At 68.7% G+C, this 14,420-nt stretch carries 17 protein-coding genes and 3 pseudogenes; 7 read left to right on the top strand and 13 right to left on the bottom strand.

What is annotated here, in order from left to right:
* Positions 1 to 84 precede the first annotated feature (84 nt).
* Both GAS53_RS58350 and GAS53_RS17460 read right to left on the bottom strand, forming a co-directional pair.
* Complete coding sequence (locus GAS53_RS58350) at positions 85 to 390, bottom strand: hypothetical protein (protein ID WP_192583150.1); 306 nt, start codon at positions 388 to 390, stop codon at positions 85 to 87.
* A 134-nt stretch (positions 391 to 524) separates the two neighbouring features.
* Complete coding sequence (locus GAS53_RS17460) at positions 525 to 983, bottom strand: carboxymuconolactone decarboxylase family protein (RefSeq protein WP_151478539.1); 459 nt, start codon at positions 981 to 983, stop codon at positions 525 to 527.
* Between the two features lie 86 nt (positions 984 to 1,069).
* Here GAS53_RS17460 and GAS53_RS17455 point away from each other — a divergent pair, with 86 nt between their 5' ends.
* From GAS53_RS17455 to GAS53_RS17435, 4 genes are all read left to right on the top strand, one after another.
* Positions 1,070 to 1,945: a sigma-70 family RNA polymerase sigma factor gene (locus GAS53_RS17455; protein ID WP_151478538.1), complete on the top strand. Its 876-nt coding sequence runs from the start codon at positions 1,070 to 1,072 to the stop codon at positions 1,943 to 1,945.
* A 231-nt stretch (positions 1,946 to 2,176) separates the two neighbouring features.
* Positions 2,177 to 2,335, top strand: a complete 159-nt coding sequence (locus tag GAS53_RS17450) for a hypothetical protein (protein WP_192583149.1) — start codon at positions 2,177 to 2,179, stop codon at positions 2,333 to 2,335.
* A 421-nt stretch (positions 2,336 to 2,756) separates the two neighbouring features.
* Positions 2,757 to 3,845 carry a PP2C family protein-serine/threonine phosphatase gene (locus tag GAS53_RS17440; protein ID WP_151478537.1) on the top strand — a complete coding sequence of 363 codons (1,089 nt, stop codon included), beginning with the start codon at positions 2,757 to 2,759 and terminating at the stop codon, positions 3,843 to 3,845.
* 34 nt (positions 3,846 to 3,879) lie between these two features.
* On the top strand, positions 3,880 to 4,416 hold the full coding sequence (locus tag GAS53_RS17435; RefSeq protein WP_151478536.1) for a MarR family winged helix-turn-helix transcriptional regulator: 537 nt from the start codon (positions 3,880 to 3,882) through the stop codon (positions 4,414 to 4,416).
* A gap of 441 nt (positions 4,417 to 4,857) precedes the next feature.
* Here GAS53_RS17435 and GAS53_RS56315 read toward each other — a convergent pair.
* Both GAS53_RS56315 and GAS53_RS17425 read right to left on the bottom strand, forming a co-directional pair.
* A pseudogene (locus GAS53_RS56315) lies at positions 4,858 to 5,382 on the bottom strand (galactose oxidase); the annotation flags it as partial.
* A 119-nt stretch (positions 5,383 to 5,501) separates the two neighbouring features.
* A complete protein-coding gene (locus tag GAS53_RS17425) occupies positions 5,502 to 5,708 on the bottom strand; it encodes a DUF2180 family protein (protein WP_151478535.1) in 207 nt (68 codons plus the stop codon).
* Positions 5,709 to 6,868: 1,160 nt separating this feature from the next.
* Between GAS53_RS17425 and GAS53_RS17415 the strand changes: the two genes are divergently transcribed.
* Positions 6,869 to 7,657 (top strand): hypothetical protein, encoded by a 789-nt coding sequence (locus GAS53_RS17415; protein WP_225858958.1) that lies wholly within the window; start codon positions 6,869 to 6,871, stop codon positions 7,655 to 7,657.
* Here GAS53_RS17415 and GAS53_RS17410 read toward each other — a convergent pair whose 3' ends face one another.
* The 5 genes from GAS53_RS17410 to GAS53_RS17395 form a co-directional block, all read right to left on the bottom strand.
* Positions 7,658 to 8,398, bottom strand: a complete 741-nt coding sequence (locus tag GAS53_RS17410) for a DUF4142 domain-containing protein (RefSeq protein ID WP_151478534.1) — start codon at positions 8,396 to 8,398, stop codon at positions 7,658 to 7,660. It abuts the gene before it with no gap.
* A gap of 276 nt (positions 8,399 to 8,674) precedes the next feature.
* Positions 8,675 to 10,621, bottom strand: a complete 1,947-nt coding sequence (locus GAS53_RS17405) for a radical copper oxidase GlxA (RefSeq protein ID WP_151478533.1) — start codon at positions 10,619 to 10,621, stop codon at positions 8,675 to 8,677.
* Positions 10,622 to 11,139: 518 nt separating this feature from the next.
* Positions 11,140 to 11,307 carry a hypothetical protein gene (locus tag GAS53_RS55190; protein ID WP_192583148.1) on the bottom strand — a complete coding sequence of 56 codons (168 nt, stop codon included), beginning with the start codon at positions 11,305 to 11,307 and terminating at the stop codon, positions 11,140 to 11,142.
* Positions 11,304 to 11,606 (bottom strand): DUF427 domain-containing protein, encoded by a 303-nt coding sequence (locus tag GAS53_RS17400; protein WP_151478532.1) that lies wholly within the window; start codon positions 11,604 to 11,606, stop codon positions 11,304 to 11,306. Before GAS53_RS17400 ends, GAS53_RS55190 begins: the two co-directional genes overlap by 4 nt.
* Before the next feature lie 71 nt (positions 11,607 to 11,677).
* Positions 11,678 to 12,094 (bottom strand): heavy metal-responsive transcriptional regulator, encoded by a 417-nt coding sequence (locus GAS53_RS17395; protein ID WP_151478531.1) that lies wholly within the window; start codon positions 12,092 to 12,094, stop codon positions 11,678 to 11,680.
* A gap of 74 nt (positions 12,095 to 12,168) precedes the next feature.
* On the opposite strand from GAS53_RS17395, the gene GAS53_RS17390 reads away from it, so the two are divergent.
* Positions 12,169 to 12,549 (top strand): thioredoxin domain-containing protein, encoded by a 381-nt coding sequence (locus GAS53_RS17390; protein WP_151478530.1) that lies wholly within the window; start codon positions 12,169 to 12,171, stop codon positions 12,547 to 12,549.
* A gap of 187 nt (positions 12,550 to 12,736) precedes the next feature.
* Here GAS53_RS17390 and GAS53_RS17385 read toward each other — a convergent pair.
* A pseudogene (locus GAS53_RS17385) lies at positions 12,737 to 13,180 on the bottom strand (alanine:cation symporter family protein); the annotation flags it as partial.
* A 131-nt stretch (positions 13,181 to 13,311) separates the two neighbouring features.
* On the bottom strand, positions 13,312 to 13,692 hold the full coding sequence (locus tag GAS53_RS17380; protein ID WP_225858957.1) for a GbsR/MarR family transcriptional regulator: 381 nt from the start codon (positions 13,690 to 13,692) through the stop codon (positions 13,312 to 13,314).
* On the opposite strand from GAS53_RS17380, the pseudogene GAS53_RS58345 reads away from it, so the two are divergent.
* Positions 13,580 to 13,900 (top strand): annotated as a pseudogene (locus GAS53_RS58345) (recombinase family protein); the annotation flags it as partial. The gene GAS53_RS17380 and the pseudogene GAS53_RS58345 sit on opposite strands and share 113 nt — an antisense overlap.
* Here GAS53_RS58345 and GAS53_RS57610 read toward each other — a convergent pair.
* Both GAS53_RS57610 and GAS53_RS55180 read right to left on the bottom strand, forming a co-directional pair.
* Complete coding sequence (locus GAS53_RS57610) at positions 13,823 to 14,071, bottom strand: hypothetical protein (RefSeq protein ID WP_263974147.1); 249 nt, start codon at positions 14,069 to 14,071, stop codon at positions 13,823 to 13,825. The pseudogene GAS53_RS58345 and the gene GAS53_RS57610 sit on opposite strands and share 78 nt — an antisense overlap.
* Before the next feature lie 58 nt (positions 14,072 to 14,129).
* Positions 14,130 to 14,420: TetR family transcriptional regulator C-terminal domain-containing protein (locus GAS53_RS55180; protein ID WP_192583147.1), on the bottom strand; the 291-nt coding region annotated here is incomplete at its 5' end.

Raw genomic sequence — 14,420 nt, 5'->3', positions numbered from 1 at the left:
CGGCACAAGGCTGCTGAGCGTGGCTTTGGGACCTGCTGACCCGGGAAGGCGACCGGTGAGTTCCGCGCTTGCGACACACGTCGATCAACAGCCTGGCTGTGAAAGCAACACAGCCGACGAGGGACACGGAGGAGCTTGGGCGGCCAGCACGCCGATGCCCTCAGGGAGGTAGCGGTAGCCGGTGGCCTGCGAGATCCCGGCGTCCCGGGCCAGGCAGTGCACGCAGCCGTGTTCTCGGAACCAGCGCAGCACCAGTACGGCCTGGCGGAACGGGCCCAGGACGCGAGAGCCCTTCGGGGTGCCGATCCCGCGCCGGTGGGCGGCCAGCAGCCGGGCGAGGAACTCCACGATGTGGCGTGGGACGTCGAGCGCGGCAGCATAGGTGACCAACGTGAAGCCTCTGGTTGGAGCGGACATGATCTTGGCGGACCAGTCCTACCAGGGGCTTCACGCCTGCCCGGCCCCGTGGGCCACCCGGAGATCATTTCGCTGGGGAAGCCTCAGTGGGTAAGAGCCGCGCTGGCTCAGCCCCAGGTCTTGCCGGCCGGTTCTTTGACCGTGCGGTTGATCCGGTTGAAGAAGTGGGTCAGCGCAATCTCCAGGTTGATCGCGCCGATCTGCTCCTCGGTGAAGTGGGCGTTGACCTCTTCCCAGATCTCGTCGGTGACGCCCGGCGCACCGTCCTGCAGCCGGGTGGCGGCCTCGGTCAGCGCCAGTGCCGCGCGCTCCGCGTCGGTGTAGAACGGCGCCTCGCGCCACGCTGCGACGTTGTGCAGCCGCTCGTCGGTGTCACCGGCTTTCTTCCCTCCGGCGACACTGGCGTAGACGCACGCCGAGCAGCTGTTGATCTGGCTGGCGCGCAGGTGGACCAGCGCGAGCAGCTTCGGGTCGACGCCCCCGGCGGCGATCGCCTTCTGGAGGTGCTGGATCGCGGTCCACACATCGGGGTTGGTCGTGTTCTTGTTCTTGAGCCGGTTTTCCATGTGGGAGTGCTCTCCTTCATCGGGTTACGTTGCGGCGCCTGTGCGCGTCATCCCTATGACGGAGCAGTTTCCACGGAGGTAACAACATGGCCGACGCCCATCCCGCGGACCCGATCACCGATGCCTTCGAGTCCCACCGTGACCGGCTCCGCGCCGTCGCCTACCGCGTGCTCGGATCACATGCCGATGCGGAAGACGTGGTCCAAGAGGCGTGGCTGCGTCTCTCCCGCCAGGACACCGACACCATCGACAACCTCGGCGGCTGGCTGACCACCGTGGTCGGCCGCATCAGCCTCGATGTCCTGCGGTCGGGCCGGACGCGCCCGGAAGTCTCTTACGGCGACCAGCTGCCCGAATTCACCGTGACGCTCGACGACGTTCCCGCTCCGGAAGACCTCGTGGCAATCGGGGACTCCGTCGGCCTCGCGCTCCTCACGGTCCTCGACTTGCTGCGCCCTGACGAACGTCTGGCGTTCGTGCTGCACGACGTGTTCGCCGTGCCCTTCGCGGAGATCGGCACCATTCTCGGCAAATCCGCCGACGCGACCAAAATGCTCGCCAGCCGCGCCCGCAGGAAGGTACAGGCCGCGCAGCAGCCCGCAAGCGCCGGACGACAACAACGCGAGGTGGTCCAAGCCTTCCTGGGCGCAGCACGCGAGGGCCGGTTCGAGCAGTTGCTGCAGGTTCTCCACCCCGAAGTGAAGTTCACCGTCCACACCCCGAACGGCACGTTCGTCACGCTCGGGGCCACCGAAGTCGCCACCCGCGCGCGATTGGCCGGCAGTGGGGCACGAGGACATGCGGCGACCGTCAACGGCCGCCCCGGCGTCATCTCCTGGAGCGAGGACGGAACCCCGCTTTCCCTCCTGGCCTTCACTGTCGCCGACGGCCACATCACCGAGATCACCGCCGTGGTCGACCCGGCCGAACTCGCGCTCATGGACCTGCCGGACCCGGTGTGACTGCCTACCGGCGAAGGCCGCGGATACTCGAAGTGGTCCACGCCGGATCCCGCAGAGACGTTGAACTTAGCCTCTGAGAAAACCTCACTCATTGCTTAGAGGCGCTCTCTTTGATTCCCCATCCCGCCGCGTGCTGACGGCTCCCGCTGATCGGGTTGCCTGGGGTGGTGAACCTTTCTGGTCCTGATGCCGACTGGCTTGGTGACGGGCGGCACGGGACATGGAGGTGCGGTGGCCGGGAACGAGCGCAGCGAGTTGCTGGTGGCGCGCTTTCAGCTCGGGGAGCGGCAGGCGTTCACCGAGCTGGTGAACGCCTGGCATGCCCCGCTGTGGCGCTACCTGCGCGGCATGGCCGCTACTTTCTGGCCTCGCTACTTCACTCTCGCCTGACGGACAGCGACAGAAGAGTCCATCAACAACCAGCGCATCGAAGGACTCCCGCACGAGTACGAGTAACGCGATTTCCAGGACCACCGTGCGGTCCAGGCCGCTGACGCGGCCGACGTGGTGCAGCAGGAGCAGCCGTTTCCCGAACAGGGACCCCAGCCCCGCGTGGAAGAACAGGATCGGCAGCCGCGCGGCCAAGCGCCGTCATCCGGTGGGGAGTTGGGGGCGGCGGGGTGCGGTGTCTCGGTGCGTCATGGTCGCCTTCCGCGGGTCGGAAATGTCGGCTCTCGGCCTCGATTGGGTAAAGGACCGGGGTTGAGAGCCGCCTCGCGCGAGCCACCTTTGCATAGTCTAAAGGTGGGGGAGGGGCGCCTGCAGGGACGAGGGGCGGCTCTCGAGCGCTGCGACACCGCTGGAGTGCGTCATGACCGACAAGAAGCCGCCATCGAGCTGGACCGTGCTGTCCTGGATGCCGGTGGTGGTGATGGCGGTGGTCGCGGTGATGGACGTCGTGGCCGGGCCTGGGGTCGGGTTCCTCCCGCTGGTGTCACTCGGGCCCGCCTTCTCCGGGTTGGTCGGGGGGTGGCGTCGTACGGCGGTGTTCGGGCTGGTCGCGCTGGTGCTGTGTGGGGCACTCGGTGTGTACGACGGGCTGTTCGAGGAGCGTCGGGGGTTCACCGCGCTGGCCTCGGTGGCCGGCGTGACCGGTGTCGGCATCGCGGCGGCCGTGATGCGTTCGCGCCGGGAGGCGGAACTGGCCAGCGTGCGGTCGATCGCGGAGGTCGCCCAGCGGGTGCTGTTGCGGCCGGTACCGTTGACCGCGGGGCCGTTGCAGGCGGCGGTGTCGTACACCTCGGCGGTCGCGGAGGCGCGCATCGGCGGTGATCTGTACGAGGTGGTGGCCTCGCCGCACGGCATCCGGGTGATCGTGGGCGATGTGCAGGGCAAGGGGCTGGCCGCGGTGGAGACGGCCGCCGTCGTCCTCGGCGCCTTCCGGGAGGCGGCCCATGACGAGCCGGACCTGGTGGGCCTCGGCGAGCGCCTGGAACGGAGCGTGGCCCGGGAATTGGAGGGGGAGAAGTTCGTCACCGCGATCCTCTCCGAGATCGGCACTCGACATGAGGCCGTCTTCCTCAACTACGGCCATCCGGCCCCGATGGTCGTACGCCACGACGGTGCCGTCGACTTCCCCCAGCCGCCCGCCTACGCCCTTCCGCTGGGGCTGGGCGCGCACGGGAGCGAGGGCCCCAAGCCCTATCGGGTGGACTTCGCCCCCGGCGAGCAACTCCTGCTGTACACCGACGGCGTCACCGAGGCCCGGAATGAGAACGGCCACTTCTACCCGCTCGACGAGCGGGCGCACCTGCTGAAGGACCCCGACGCACACCGGGCCTTGGAGGCCCTGCGTTCGGACCTGGCCCAGCATGCCGGCGGGCCGCCCCACGACGACGCCGCGATGCTCCTGCTCCGCTACCACGGTCACGGGGAAGGAAAATCTGTTCCCATCACGTGAGTGAGCAGGGACTTCGACGCGGTACAAAGGACGTATGCCGGAGCGTGAGACCCCCGCGGGGGCGATGGACGATGTTGACGTGGTGACCCGGGCGGTGCTGACCGCGTCGCGACTGCTGGTGGCGGTCTCCGCCCGCTCCCTCGCCGAGGTCGAGGAACGTGTGACGCTTCCGCAGTTCAGAATGCTGGTGGTGCTGTCCACACGCGGAGCCACCAAGCTGGTCGCGCTCGCCGACCTGCTCCAGGTGGCGCCCTCCACCGCGATGCGGATGGTGGACCGGCTGATCACGGCCGGGCTGGCCGACCGGCACCTCAACCCCGACAACCGCCGTGAGACCCTCCTGCAGCTCACTGAGGAAGGGCGGCGCACGGTCGAGGACGTCACCGCCCGACGGCGCAGCGAGATCGCCGCGATCGTCGAACGGCTCACACCGGTGCAGCGCCTGGCACTCATGGAGGCCCTCGCCGCCTTCAACGAAGCCGGGAGAGAGCCCCCGGCTCCGGCGTTCGACGACGCGGAGCCGCACCCGCTGGGTTGGGCAGTGGACGTCCCGGTGGCCCGCGACTCCTGACCCACCTGGCGTCATCGTCGGATACGGGGTGCTACTCCCCGCCCCTGCCTTTTGCATAAGGCAAAGGAATCGTCCCGGCGAGGGCAGCGCGGTCCGGGCGTCTGACGCACCAGGATGGCCGACGCTGAAGAACGCCGAAAGGGCTGAAGAATACCGAAGAGGGGAGACGCACATGCGCCGACGACGTCGCCCCTGCACACGCGGGACCGCACCTGATGGCGCATCTGCGGAGCACAGTGTGGGGGCCCGCCGAGTTCGTCCGCCTGCCGCCATGGTGGCAGCAGCCGAAGCGCTCCTCGCCGGATGCGTGGGAGCGGCAGCGAATGTCGGGGTCACGGTCCCCGGTGCCCGGTATTCCCGGGCTGGCGGACGGCGAGGGGGCCTGGTGTGTGCAATGCGCTCGCCCTCCAGCTCTGCGTGGTACGTGCCGGCCTGCCGCTGATTGTCCGCCAGGTTCCACAGGCCCGGTGTGCGGCCCTTGCCAGTGGGTCCGTAGTCGGCGTTGGAGCCGGGGTAGAAGATCTTCCGCTTGCCGACCAGGAAGGAGGAGAGGTAGGTGGGGAAGTAGCGGGTCGGGGCGGGTGACCACGTCTGCGTCCGCGGATCGTGGATCTTGTTCTTGCCTGGGCCGACCTGGCCGATGTCGTCCAGACCGGAGACGGCCAGGACGCGGCGGTACTCGACGCCGGAGGGGGAGTGGAAGACGGTGCCCTTGGGGAAGGTGCGGGCGCGGTCCGGGTCCTCGTTCTTGACCAGCATGGCGCCCCCGGCGTGCTTCACGTCACCCTTGAGGACCTCGTAGCGAGCGGCGCCGCCGGCGATGAGTACCTTGCCGTCGGGGAGTTGGGCGTGGCCGCCGCAGAACAGGTCCGCCGGCGTGTTGATCTTCTTGAAGGTATCCGTGGCCGGGTCCCACAGCGTGCTCTTGAACACGCCGCCGTCGAGTTGAGCTGGTACTTCTCCGGCAGCGCGGCGAGCGTTGGCCGGGGACTGCTGTACGGGTGCACCCCAGCAATAACGGGCAGCCGACGGGCCTTACGTATTCCCGACCAGGACGGGGCGGCGACTGGTGCTGGGACAGAAACTCAGGGCGACTCCTCCGCCGCACGGCATACCGGACAGGTCAGCCGCCGGGCCGGTTGGTCATGTATCACCTTGCCGGGCTGGGCGGGCTCGCGCACTTGAACCGTCTCCGAGCGCACGTGTTCGGTGCAGACAGCGGCACCGCACAGCCAGCAGACGGCTACTGCTTCCTGGGCGCGCCCCGACTGGACGCATTCGTAGCAGTTCATGCCCGGACCTCTCCGCCGAGGGGCTGCCAGCGAGGGCCCCACTCGGTTGCTGTGGACCTCGGAGTGCCCCCGAAGCAACTCCGCAAACCTGGTTGTCGCACGCCTTCTGACGGTGTGATCGGGCGATCGTCTTCCCCTCGAGTTCACGCATGACCGGTGACGGTCGGGACAATGCATCCATCCTGCGCCGGACGACGTCTCCCGCGAGAACGCAGGCTGTATACGCGAGGGATGTCGCTTGTGCGGTCTGCCCAGTCCCTCCGTCCCTCCGTACGGGGCGCGGTGTAGCACGTGGGCGGTCAAGTGCAGTCACCGAACGCAGTGCCGATTCGACGCCGGAACCGCCACGCAGGGCAGGGACCTGAGAGCTGCTGTGGGGCGTTTGCTGGCCTGCTCCACCACGCAAGCGGCCCTCTGGCGGCCGGCATGCCGTTCTGTGCGTAACCGGCTTCACTCCTGGGCGCCGAGCGGAAACCGGCCGCCGGCTGGCTCCCCCGGCTTGCAATCATTGCATAGCGCAAAATAAGATCGCCAGTCTTTCGGGCTGCTTGCGGTGAACTACTCTCGACAAGCTCCTGAGTCGTGTCACCGCCGCAGGTCCGAGAAATCCGGACGTCGGCGTCGGGCCATGGAGCGGCGCGGGCGCAGGGGAAACGCCGCAGGACCGGGTCCCAGATGACAGGTCCCGGTGCGTGTCGATGGGGTGCCGGAGCGTTGAACCGGACGAGGAGGATGGCTCGGACCGTCGGCCGGAACGACGCCTCGCCGCCGTCTGCGGGAAGGCCCATGAACACGTACAGGCGGCAGGCGGTTCGCGGGTGCCGCCGGGCGTAAGGCGGTGACGGCGTGATGGCGGTTGTCGAACTGAATGACGGTCCTCGGCTGCGTACTGGGGGAGAGTCGCCCGCGCCGGCGATGGACGATTCGGGGCCATACCCCCTGGGCTGGGCTCTGGATGGCCCGGTGACGCGCGACGCCTGAGCGCGTGGGCCTGGCTCGCGTCGGACCGGGCGGCACTTCTGTACCCTCGTCGTGCTTTGCATAATGCAAGGGAACGGTGAAAGTGCGGCCGCTGCCCGATCCTGGCAATGCGGCCCGCGCGAGCATCTGCGGCCGGAGGTAGTGCGGATCATCCGTCGGTGACGCCAGGGTTCGAGGCCGTGAACGGGAATGGAACGACGCTGGAGGTGGAGGAGCGCATGCGCCATCGGCGTCGACCCCTGCCCACGTCCCAGCCGCCCTTGATGGCGCATCTGCGCACGACGGTCTGGGGGCCGGCTGAGTTCGTCGGCCTGCCGCCTTACCGGCTCGCCGGAAAGGGAGTTCTCGCCGGATGTCTGGCAGCGGCGGCGATCATCGGCAGCACCCTTGCCGGCGCCTGGTACGGGGTTCCCGAGCTGGCGGACGGCGAGGGCGGCCTGGTGTGCGCCGCGGCGCTCGCCCTCTATCTCTGCGTGGCGCGTGCCGGGCGGGCGTTGGTCGGCATCGTCACCCTGCTCGGTGTGTGCCTCGCGCTCCAGGCCCCCCAGGCGGCTGCCGGCATGGTGCTGGCGGAGCGGGGACGGGTGGAGTCCGCTGTCGTGACATCGGTCGAGGGCGGACCGGCAGCCGTCTCCGACCATGGCCGCTATCTCTGCTCGGTGATCGACCAGGACGGTGTACCGCTCAAGACGCGCATCTGGCGGGGGTGCGGGCGGGCCACCCGGCCGGGCGACACCCTCGCCGTCGTATCCGACTCGAAAGGGCGGGTGGCTCCGCGCGGCCAGGAGACAGGGGCCTCGGCGACGGGACCGCTTCGTGGCCTGGCCGCCTGGGCTGCCGCCCTGATGGCCGGGTGTGTGGTCGCGGTCGTACGCTCCTACCGGCTCTCCGGCACCGCATCCGGCTCTCCCGCCGCGTCGGCCTCGGGGTCTGGGGCGCCCGGTGACGTCGGCGCTGCTCTCCGGTGATCAGCCGACCGTCGGGGTGGGCGTCGGAGAGGCGGTGTTCACGTCCAGGCCCGGAGGTTCGGTGAGCACGACGACGGGCGAACCCGGCTGGGGTGCGGGCGGGGTGAGCTCGTCCTTGGGGAGTTTCGGCGGGGTGGTCTGCTGGAAGTTGACCTGGTCGTAGTTGACCAGGTCGGTCTTCTCCAGCACGGTGATGTGGTCGAGGACGGTGTCGTTGGCCAGGTCGGCCAGCTGGCGGACCAGCGTGTTCTTGGTCGTGGCGCGGATCTTGGCGATCGTCGGGAAGATCTGGCCGTGGGTCACGCGCATGATGTTGACCGCGGTGGAGTCGAACTCCTTGCCGGTTTTCGAGTCCACGGTGGCCACGAACTGCTGCTGTTGCGGACTGGCCTGGTTGGGCAGGGTGATGTTGAGTTCGGGGGCGATCTTGCGGCACATTTCGTCGAGGCCGGCGTGTCCGACGACCAGGTGTTCGCCGGCCTCCTTCATTTCCTTCGTCGTGCCGCGCTCCATCGACATCAGGCCGAGAGGGTGCTCCCACAGCCCGGCCGAACGGACCTTGACCACGAAGTCCCGGTCCGCCTCGGTGAGTGGCCCGTAGCGGGTGTTGGCGATGATGCGCTCCGAGTTGGTGGCCGTGTTCTCTATTCCGAGGATGGCGGGGTACGCGAGCGCGGCAAGGGTCAGACCCAGCGCACCGAACACGAAGATGTTTCCCACCTTGTTGCCGGGGATGGGCATGGGGCCTCCTGACGCGAGTGGCTTGTATGCCGGGAGGTATGGATGCGGCGGGCGAATCGATCATTGCTCAGGGTAAATTTTGCACTGTGCTCTGTTCTGTCGGTCACACAGCAAGACGGCGGGGGCGCGGGCAGGCGACGGAGACCACGACAGTTGGTGAGCACCACGTCGCCGCGGTGGTCTTGGTCGCAGCGATGCGGCCGGACTCGTACCCCGCACGGTCCGCGACGACCGAAGACCCGATCGTGCAATATCGCCGGGCGCGTACCGGGCGGGTCACGTCGTGGGGCGGATGTGCAGCCAGATCGCCTTCGACGGGACACCGACCTTGTCCGTGGCGATGGCCATGTACCAGCCGGGCGGAACCAGAGACCCGTCGTCGGGCACCCGGACCGTGAGTGACCCGCTGCCGCGTCCTGTGATGTCGAGGGCGACCGAGCGCTGGTCGAAGTCCGTGACGTGGGTGGCCGAGCCGGGGCGCATGAGCCTGACGCGCGTGATTCGCGCGGGGTCGGCGGTCCGGAGGCTGACTTCGGTGCCGTGCTCGACGTCAGTGCTGCCGCCGGGCGCCAGGCTGGGACGGTGGCCGCCTCGATGGAGGTAGGGCGGGGAGAAGACTTCGACACGCTGCTCGAAGTGGCCGGGGCGGGAGTCGGCCTTGTCGGCGAAGAGGGGGTCGGAGCCGAACACGGCGACGCGGCCATCGGGCAGCAGCAATGCCTCGGTGTGGTAGTTGCGGCCGACTGTGGGGTCGGCGGCGGGCGTGAAGGTGTTCTTGGCGGGGTCGTAGATCTGGGCCTTGAGGATGTCGCTGGCGCCCTTGCCGCGGTAGTCGTGGCTGCCGCCGGAGGTGAAGACGGTGTCGTCCGGCATGATCACGCTGTTCAAGTAGCGGGTGTTCTCGGGTAGACGAGGGCCCTTCGTGAAGGCGGGACGCGCGGCGTCGAGGTCGACGATCGCGGTGCGGGAGGTGGCTGCCCGCAACTCGCCGACGCCTCCGCCGCCGAGCACCATCACCTTCCCCTCCTGCGCAGGCGGCAGGAGCACGGAGGACGAGGTCTCCAGGATGTCGGGGTCCTTGAGGCCGCCGATGGCGGTGAAGGTGTTGTCCGCCAGGTTCCACAGTCCCGGTGTGCGGCCCTTGTCGGCGGGGCCGTAGCCGGCGTTGGAGCCGGAGTAGAAGATCTTCCGCTTGCCGGTGAGGAAGAAGGACGGATAGGTGGGGAAGTAGCGGGTCGGGGCCTTCGACCAGGTCCTGGTCCTCGGGTTGTAGATTTCGTTCTTGCCGGGGACGACCTGTCCGATGTCGTCCAGGCCGGAGACGGCCAGGACATGGCCGTCGGAGAGCGTGGTCAGCGTCGGGTACCAGCGTGCCTCGCTCATCGAGTCGACCTTGGTGTACTTCTCGGTGACCGGGTCGAACTCGTAGGCGTCCTTGATGCCTTGGAAGTCCTTCTTGTCGAGTCCGAGTTTGTTGGCGATGCCGTAGACGTTGTTTGCGTCCGTGCCCTCCAGGCCCCGGATGGCGTACTGCTCGGTGGTGTTGGTGATGCCGAGTCGGCCTTCCTCGACCGCCTCGACGAAGACGCGGGCCTCGCTTGCGATGACCTTGACGTTGCCGCCCCGGCCGGTCGGTGTCTTCTTCGCGGCGGGCACGTGCACGGGGAATTGGGAGCGGTACTCGACGCCGGAGGGGGAGTGGAAGACGGTGCCCTTGGGGAAGGTGCGGGCGCGGTCCGGGTCCTCGTTCTTGACCAGCATGGCGCCCCCGGCGTGCTTCACGTCGCCCTTGAGGACCTCGTAGCGAGCGGTGCCGCCGGCGATGAGTACCTTGCCGTCGGGGAGTTGGGCGTGGCCGCCGCAGAACAGGTCCGCCGGCGTGTCGATCTTCTTGAAGGTATCCATGGCCGGGTCCCACAGGGTGCTCTTGAAGACGCCGCCGTCGAACTGCTTGACGTTGTTCCCGGACCCCGCGATCAGCAGCACCTTGCCGGTGTGGAGCAGGATCGCGTGGATGGAGTTGAGCTGGTACTTCTCCGGGAGCGAGGCGAGCGCCCAGTGTCCGTACTTCGCCTTGTACTCGGGCTGGTTGATCTCCCAGCGGTGGTAGACGTGCTGCGCGAAGCCCGCCACGGCCGGGGCGTTGAGCGCGACGAGGGCGACGACGGCTGTGGCGCCGAGCAGGGTCTTGCGGGTGGTGAGGCGTGAGGGACGTTTGGCCATCGGGAGGAGCCTCCGCGGCGGGCAGGTCGGGCGTGGACGTACCGACGACTACCTCATGCGGTGGTGAGGGGCGGGGCGACACTCGTTTGCACAGTGCAAAATGCCCCGAACCGGCCAATGCAACCCGTGCTGCCCAGCCGCTGCCGCTCCGGTTCGCCGTCACACCGTTCAGTGTCCGAGGGATGCGTTCCTTGATCGAGGCCCGCACCCACGCCGCGTCCCGTCGGATACGGTCCGCCTGGGGCGGCGGGGAGTGAACGCCGGACCGAGAATGCTGCTGACGGTTACCGGTTCGGGAGCGCGAGCGACCTTGCGAATCCGGTCTACCCACCGGGGACTCGCGCGCGGCGCGGACTTCATCACGACACGCGAGCTCGGCGCGTCCGCCCCTCCGACAGCGCTGCTGGGCCGGAGCAGTCCAATCGACCAGGACGGAAGCTGATCGGAAAATCGATCTTCGGGCGGGCATGCGGCAGCATCCGGGCCGCTTGCGGACTGGATGTCGGTGAGGCGAGTGGTCAGGCTGATGTCGGTGTGAGGGCGACCTGGTGGCCGAGGGCCTGGAGCTGGCGGACGAGATCGCGGGTCTTGCGGGCGGGGTTGAGGTGGCGCTGGTGCCAGTCGGCGCCGAGTTCCCGAGCCATGGCCGCCGCGGCCGCCGTCCGGACCAGGCTGCGGCCGCTCACGACGTGCCCCCCGGCTCGCCCTCGATCCGTACGCCCTGCCAGAACGCGACGTGGTTCTTGATGCGGCGGGCGAGTGGGCTCGGGTGCGGGTAGTACCAGGCCGCGTTCCGGTTGGTCCTCCCGTCGACCATGACGGTGTAGTAGCGGGCGAGCCCCTTCCAGAAGCACAGCGACCGGCTGCGGGTCTCGGTGAAGTACTCGCGGTGCAGTGCTTCGGGCGGGAAGTAGTGGTTGCCCTGGACGATCACGGTGCGCGGGGCTTCCGCGATCACGGTGCCGTTCCATACTGCGCGCAGCATTGCCGTGCTCCTCGTCATGCGTGGTGGAGGTTCTTCACCTCCGGAACGCTGTGCCCGGGCGAGGGCGCGGCTCAGTAAGGGCGCTCACTGTTCGTCCCGGCCAGGATGCGGCAGATGTCGGCGTCCGTGCACTCGGCCGGGTCGGTTGCGGCCGCCCGTTCGGCGAGTGCGCGCAACGCGGCGCGGGTCTGGCGCAGTTCGGTCAGGCGCCGGTCGATGTCGGTGAGGTGCTGGTCGATGAGCGCGGTGACGTGGGTGCAGGGGGAGGCTCCGGCGTCGCGCAATGCCAGGACGGAGCGGATCTCGGCGAGGGTGAGCCCGGCGCCCCGGGCGTCGCGGATGAACGCCAGCCGCTGCGTGGTCCGCTCCGGGTAGTCGCGGTAGCCGCCCGGGGTGCGGGGTGGCTCCGGCAGCAGCCCGGCCTGTTCGTAGAAGCGGATGGTCTTCGTGGACAGCCCGCTGGTGGCGGCGAGGTCGCCGATGCGCATGCCTAAGGCTAGCTCTTGACCTTCCAGTGCGCTGGAAGGTCTACGGTCCCCACAAGGAGCCAGGAGGTGTCGCCATGAACGTGAGGGACGCTGGAGTACGGGACGCTGGAGTACGGGACGCTGGAATACGGATCACGGTGCTGGCGGTTCCGGGCTGCCCGAACGTGCCGGTCGTGCGTGAGCGGATCGCGGCCGCTCGCGAAGGCCACGCCGTGGCGGTGGAGTTCGTCGAGGTGTCCGACGAGGCCACGGCCACACGGTGGCACATGACGGGTTCGCCCACCCTTCTCCTCGACGGTGTCGATCCGTTCGCCGTCCCGGGCGCCGGGCCCAGCCTGTCGTGCCGCCTCTACCGCCACACCGACGGCACCACGGACGGCGCACCGAGCGAAGCAGACCTGCGCCGGGTGCTGGCGGCGTCAGGCCCGGCCGGGACGACGAGCAAGCAGCGCTGAGAGGCCGACGCCGCCATACGCTTCACCTGGTTGTCGCAGCCACGCGCACCTGGCGCGCGTGCGTGACGATCTGGTCGACGAGGGTCTTGGTGATGGTCAGCATGTCGGTCAGGGTAAACAGAAGGGCCGCCTCATACCGAGGGGTGGTATAAGGCGGGCCCATATGCTGAAACGGCCGGTGCGGGGGTCAGACGACCTTGGCGGTCTCGCGCTCGTCCTCGGGGTCCGCGCCGCCCACGGTGGCCCGCGCGGCCCGGCCCCGGACGAAGTCCAGGAAGGAGTCGAGCTCGCGCTTGACGACGGGGGCCAGCAGGTAGAGGCCGATGATGTTGAACACCGACAGCATGAAGAGTGCCGAGTCGGCCAGGCTGATCAGTGAGTCGAGGGAGAGCAGGGAGCCCAGGACGACGAACACGCTCCAGGTGACCTTGAAGACGTTCTCGCTGGTCCTGCTCTTGCCGAAGAGGTAGGACCATGCCTTGAGGCCGTAGTAGCCCCAGGTCAGGATCGTGGAGAAGGCGAACAGCAGCACCGCGACGGTCAGCACGTCCGGGAACCAGGGCAGTACGGTCCCGAAGGCGTCCGCCGGTGCCATCCTCTTCGGCGTCGTGGTCCCACCCACGTGGGCCCCAGGCCCGTGGCTCTAGCAGCTGGGGCTGCTCCGGGCCCTCGACGTGTACGAGGGAGACGGCCCGAGCGGCTCGCCCGGTGGCGACGAGTAGCCACTCCAGTGGGCTGATCGGGTGTCACCCCTGATACTGCTTACGCCAGTTGTCGATCAATGCAGGCATCTCGCGGGTCACGTAGGCGTAGAAGTCCTGCATCTCGTGCAGGCGCCGAAGCGGTGGGGGTGTCCTCGCCGACGGCGTCGATGCCTTCTTGGGCCGCGTCGTGCATCACGGCGAGCATGGCGTTCTGCTGGGACATCAGAGTGGCCCAGGCGCCCTCGCGGAAGCGGTAGTGGTCGCGGCGGCTGCCAGGGGCGGGGACGCGCTCAACCAGTCCAACGGGGATGAGCTGCTTGACCGAGGTGGAGACCGCACCCGAACTGATCGACAACTGTTCGCACAGATCGGCCGCGGTCATCGTTTCCTGCTCGGTATACAGCAGGGCGGTCATCACCCGGGCCGTGGTCTTCTGCATCCTGCGGGACCTGGTCGCGAAGGTGCTGGTTGATGTGGTGGTGTGTCACGCGCTGGACCGACTGGCCCGCAAGTACGCCCACCGGGCTCTGCTGGTCGAGGAGCCGGCGCGGTGCGAGACCGAGGTGGTCTTAGCGAAGGCCCCGCGCACCGACAGCCCCGAGGACGTTCTGCTGGTCCGGTTCCAGACCATGATCGCCGAGTACGAGCGGGCCCAGATCGCCGAGCGCACCTGCCGTGGCAAGGCCCACCGGGCCCGCTCGGGCACGGTCAACGTGCTCCCCGGAGCCCCCTACGGCTACCGCTACCGGCGCCGCACCGAGGAGGGACAGGCGGCCATCGAGGGGGACGCGTCGGGTGAAGTCCGCGATCGTGGTCATCGCGTCTCCTGTTGTCGGCGGCGTCCACCGTCCTGGCTGGTGGGGATCGTGTCAGCCGTCAGTGCGAAGAGCCGGTGCGTGGCGTGGCCTTGGTGGTCTGGAAGGTGCGCAGGTGGGCGTAGGCCGCGTCGAGGGCGACGCGAAGGGGCTCGTCGTCCTTGTGCGTCTTGGCCAAGAGGAGTCCGCCCTGCAGGCTGGCGAAGGTCGCCATGGCGAGTAGGCGGGGATCGGCGTTCGGTGCGAGGCCGCCTCGGTCCCTCATGTGTGTGAGGCCATCGACGAGGTATCCCTCCCATGCCTCGAAGCACGCGGCCAGGTCGGTGCGTGCCGTGTCATCGCGGTCCGCGAG

Source organism: Streptomyces albicerus (assembly GCF_008905045.1).
GTDB lineage: Bacteria > Actinomycetota > Actinomycetes > Streptomycetales > Streptomycetaceae > Streptomyces > Streptomyces albicerus.
This window is presented reverse-complemented; position numbering and strand designations above follow the sequence as displayed.

Coding starts and splice junctions, on each gene's coding strand:
- GAS53_RS17460 (WP_151478539.1), bottom strand. CDS start 983: ATGGAAAACCGGCTCAAGAACAAGAACACGACCAACCCCGATGTGTGG.
- GAS53_RS17455 (WP_151478538.1), top strand. CDS start 1,070: ATGGCCGACGCCCATCCCGCGGACCCGATCACCGATGCCTTCGAGTCC.
- GAS53_RS17440 (WP_151478537.1), top strand. CDS start 2,757: ATGACCGACAAGAAGCCGCCATCGAGCTGGACCGTGCTGTCCTGGATG.
- GAS53_RS17435 (WP_151478536.1), top strand. CDS start 3,880: ATGCCGGAGCGTGAGACCCCCGCGGGGGCGATGGACGATGTTGACGTG.
- GAS53_RS17425 (WP_151478535.1), bottom strand. CDS start 5,708: ATGAACTGCTACGAATGCGTCCAGTCGGGGCGCGCCCAGGAAGCAGTA.
- GAS53_RS17410 (WP_151478534.1), bottom strand. CDS start 8,398: ATGCCCATCCCCGGCAACAAGGTGGGAAACATCTTCGTGTTCGGTGCG.
- GAS53_RS17405 (WP_151478533.1), bottom strand. CDS start 10,621: ATGGCCAAACGTCCCTCACGCCTCACCACCCGCAAGACCCTGCTCGGC.
- GAS53_RS17400 (WP_151478532.1), bottom strand. CDS start 11,606: ATGCTGCGCGCAGTATGGAACGGCACCGTGATCGCGGAAGCCCCGCGC.
- GAS53_RS17395 (WP_151478531.1), bottom strand. CDS start 12,094: ATGCGCATCGGCGACCTCGCCGCCACCAGCGGGCTGTCCACGAAGACC.
- GAS53_RS17390 (WP_151478530.1), top strand. CDS start 12,169: ATGAACGTGAGGGACGCTGGAGTACGGGACGCTGGAGTACGGGACGCT.
- GAS53_RS17380 (WP_225858957.1), bottom strand. CDS start 13,692: ATGCAGAAGACCACGGCCCGGGTGATGACCGCCCTGCTGTATACCGAG.
- GAS53_RS57610 (WP_263974147.1), bottom strand. CDS start 14,071: ATGACCACGATCGCGGACTTCACCCGACGCGTCCCCCTCGATGGCCGC.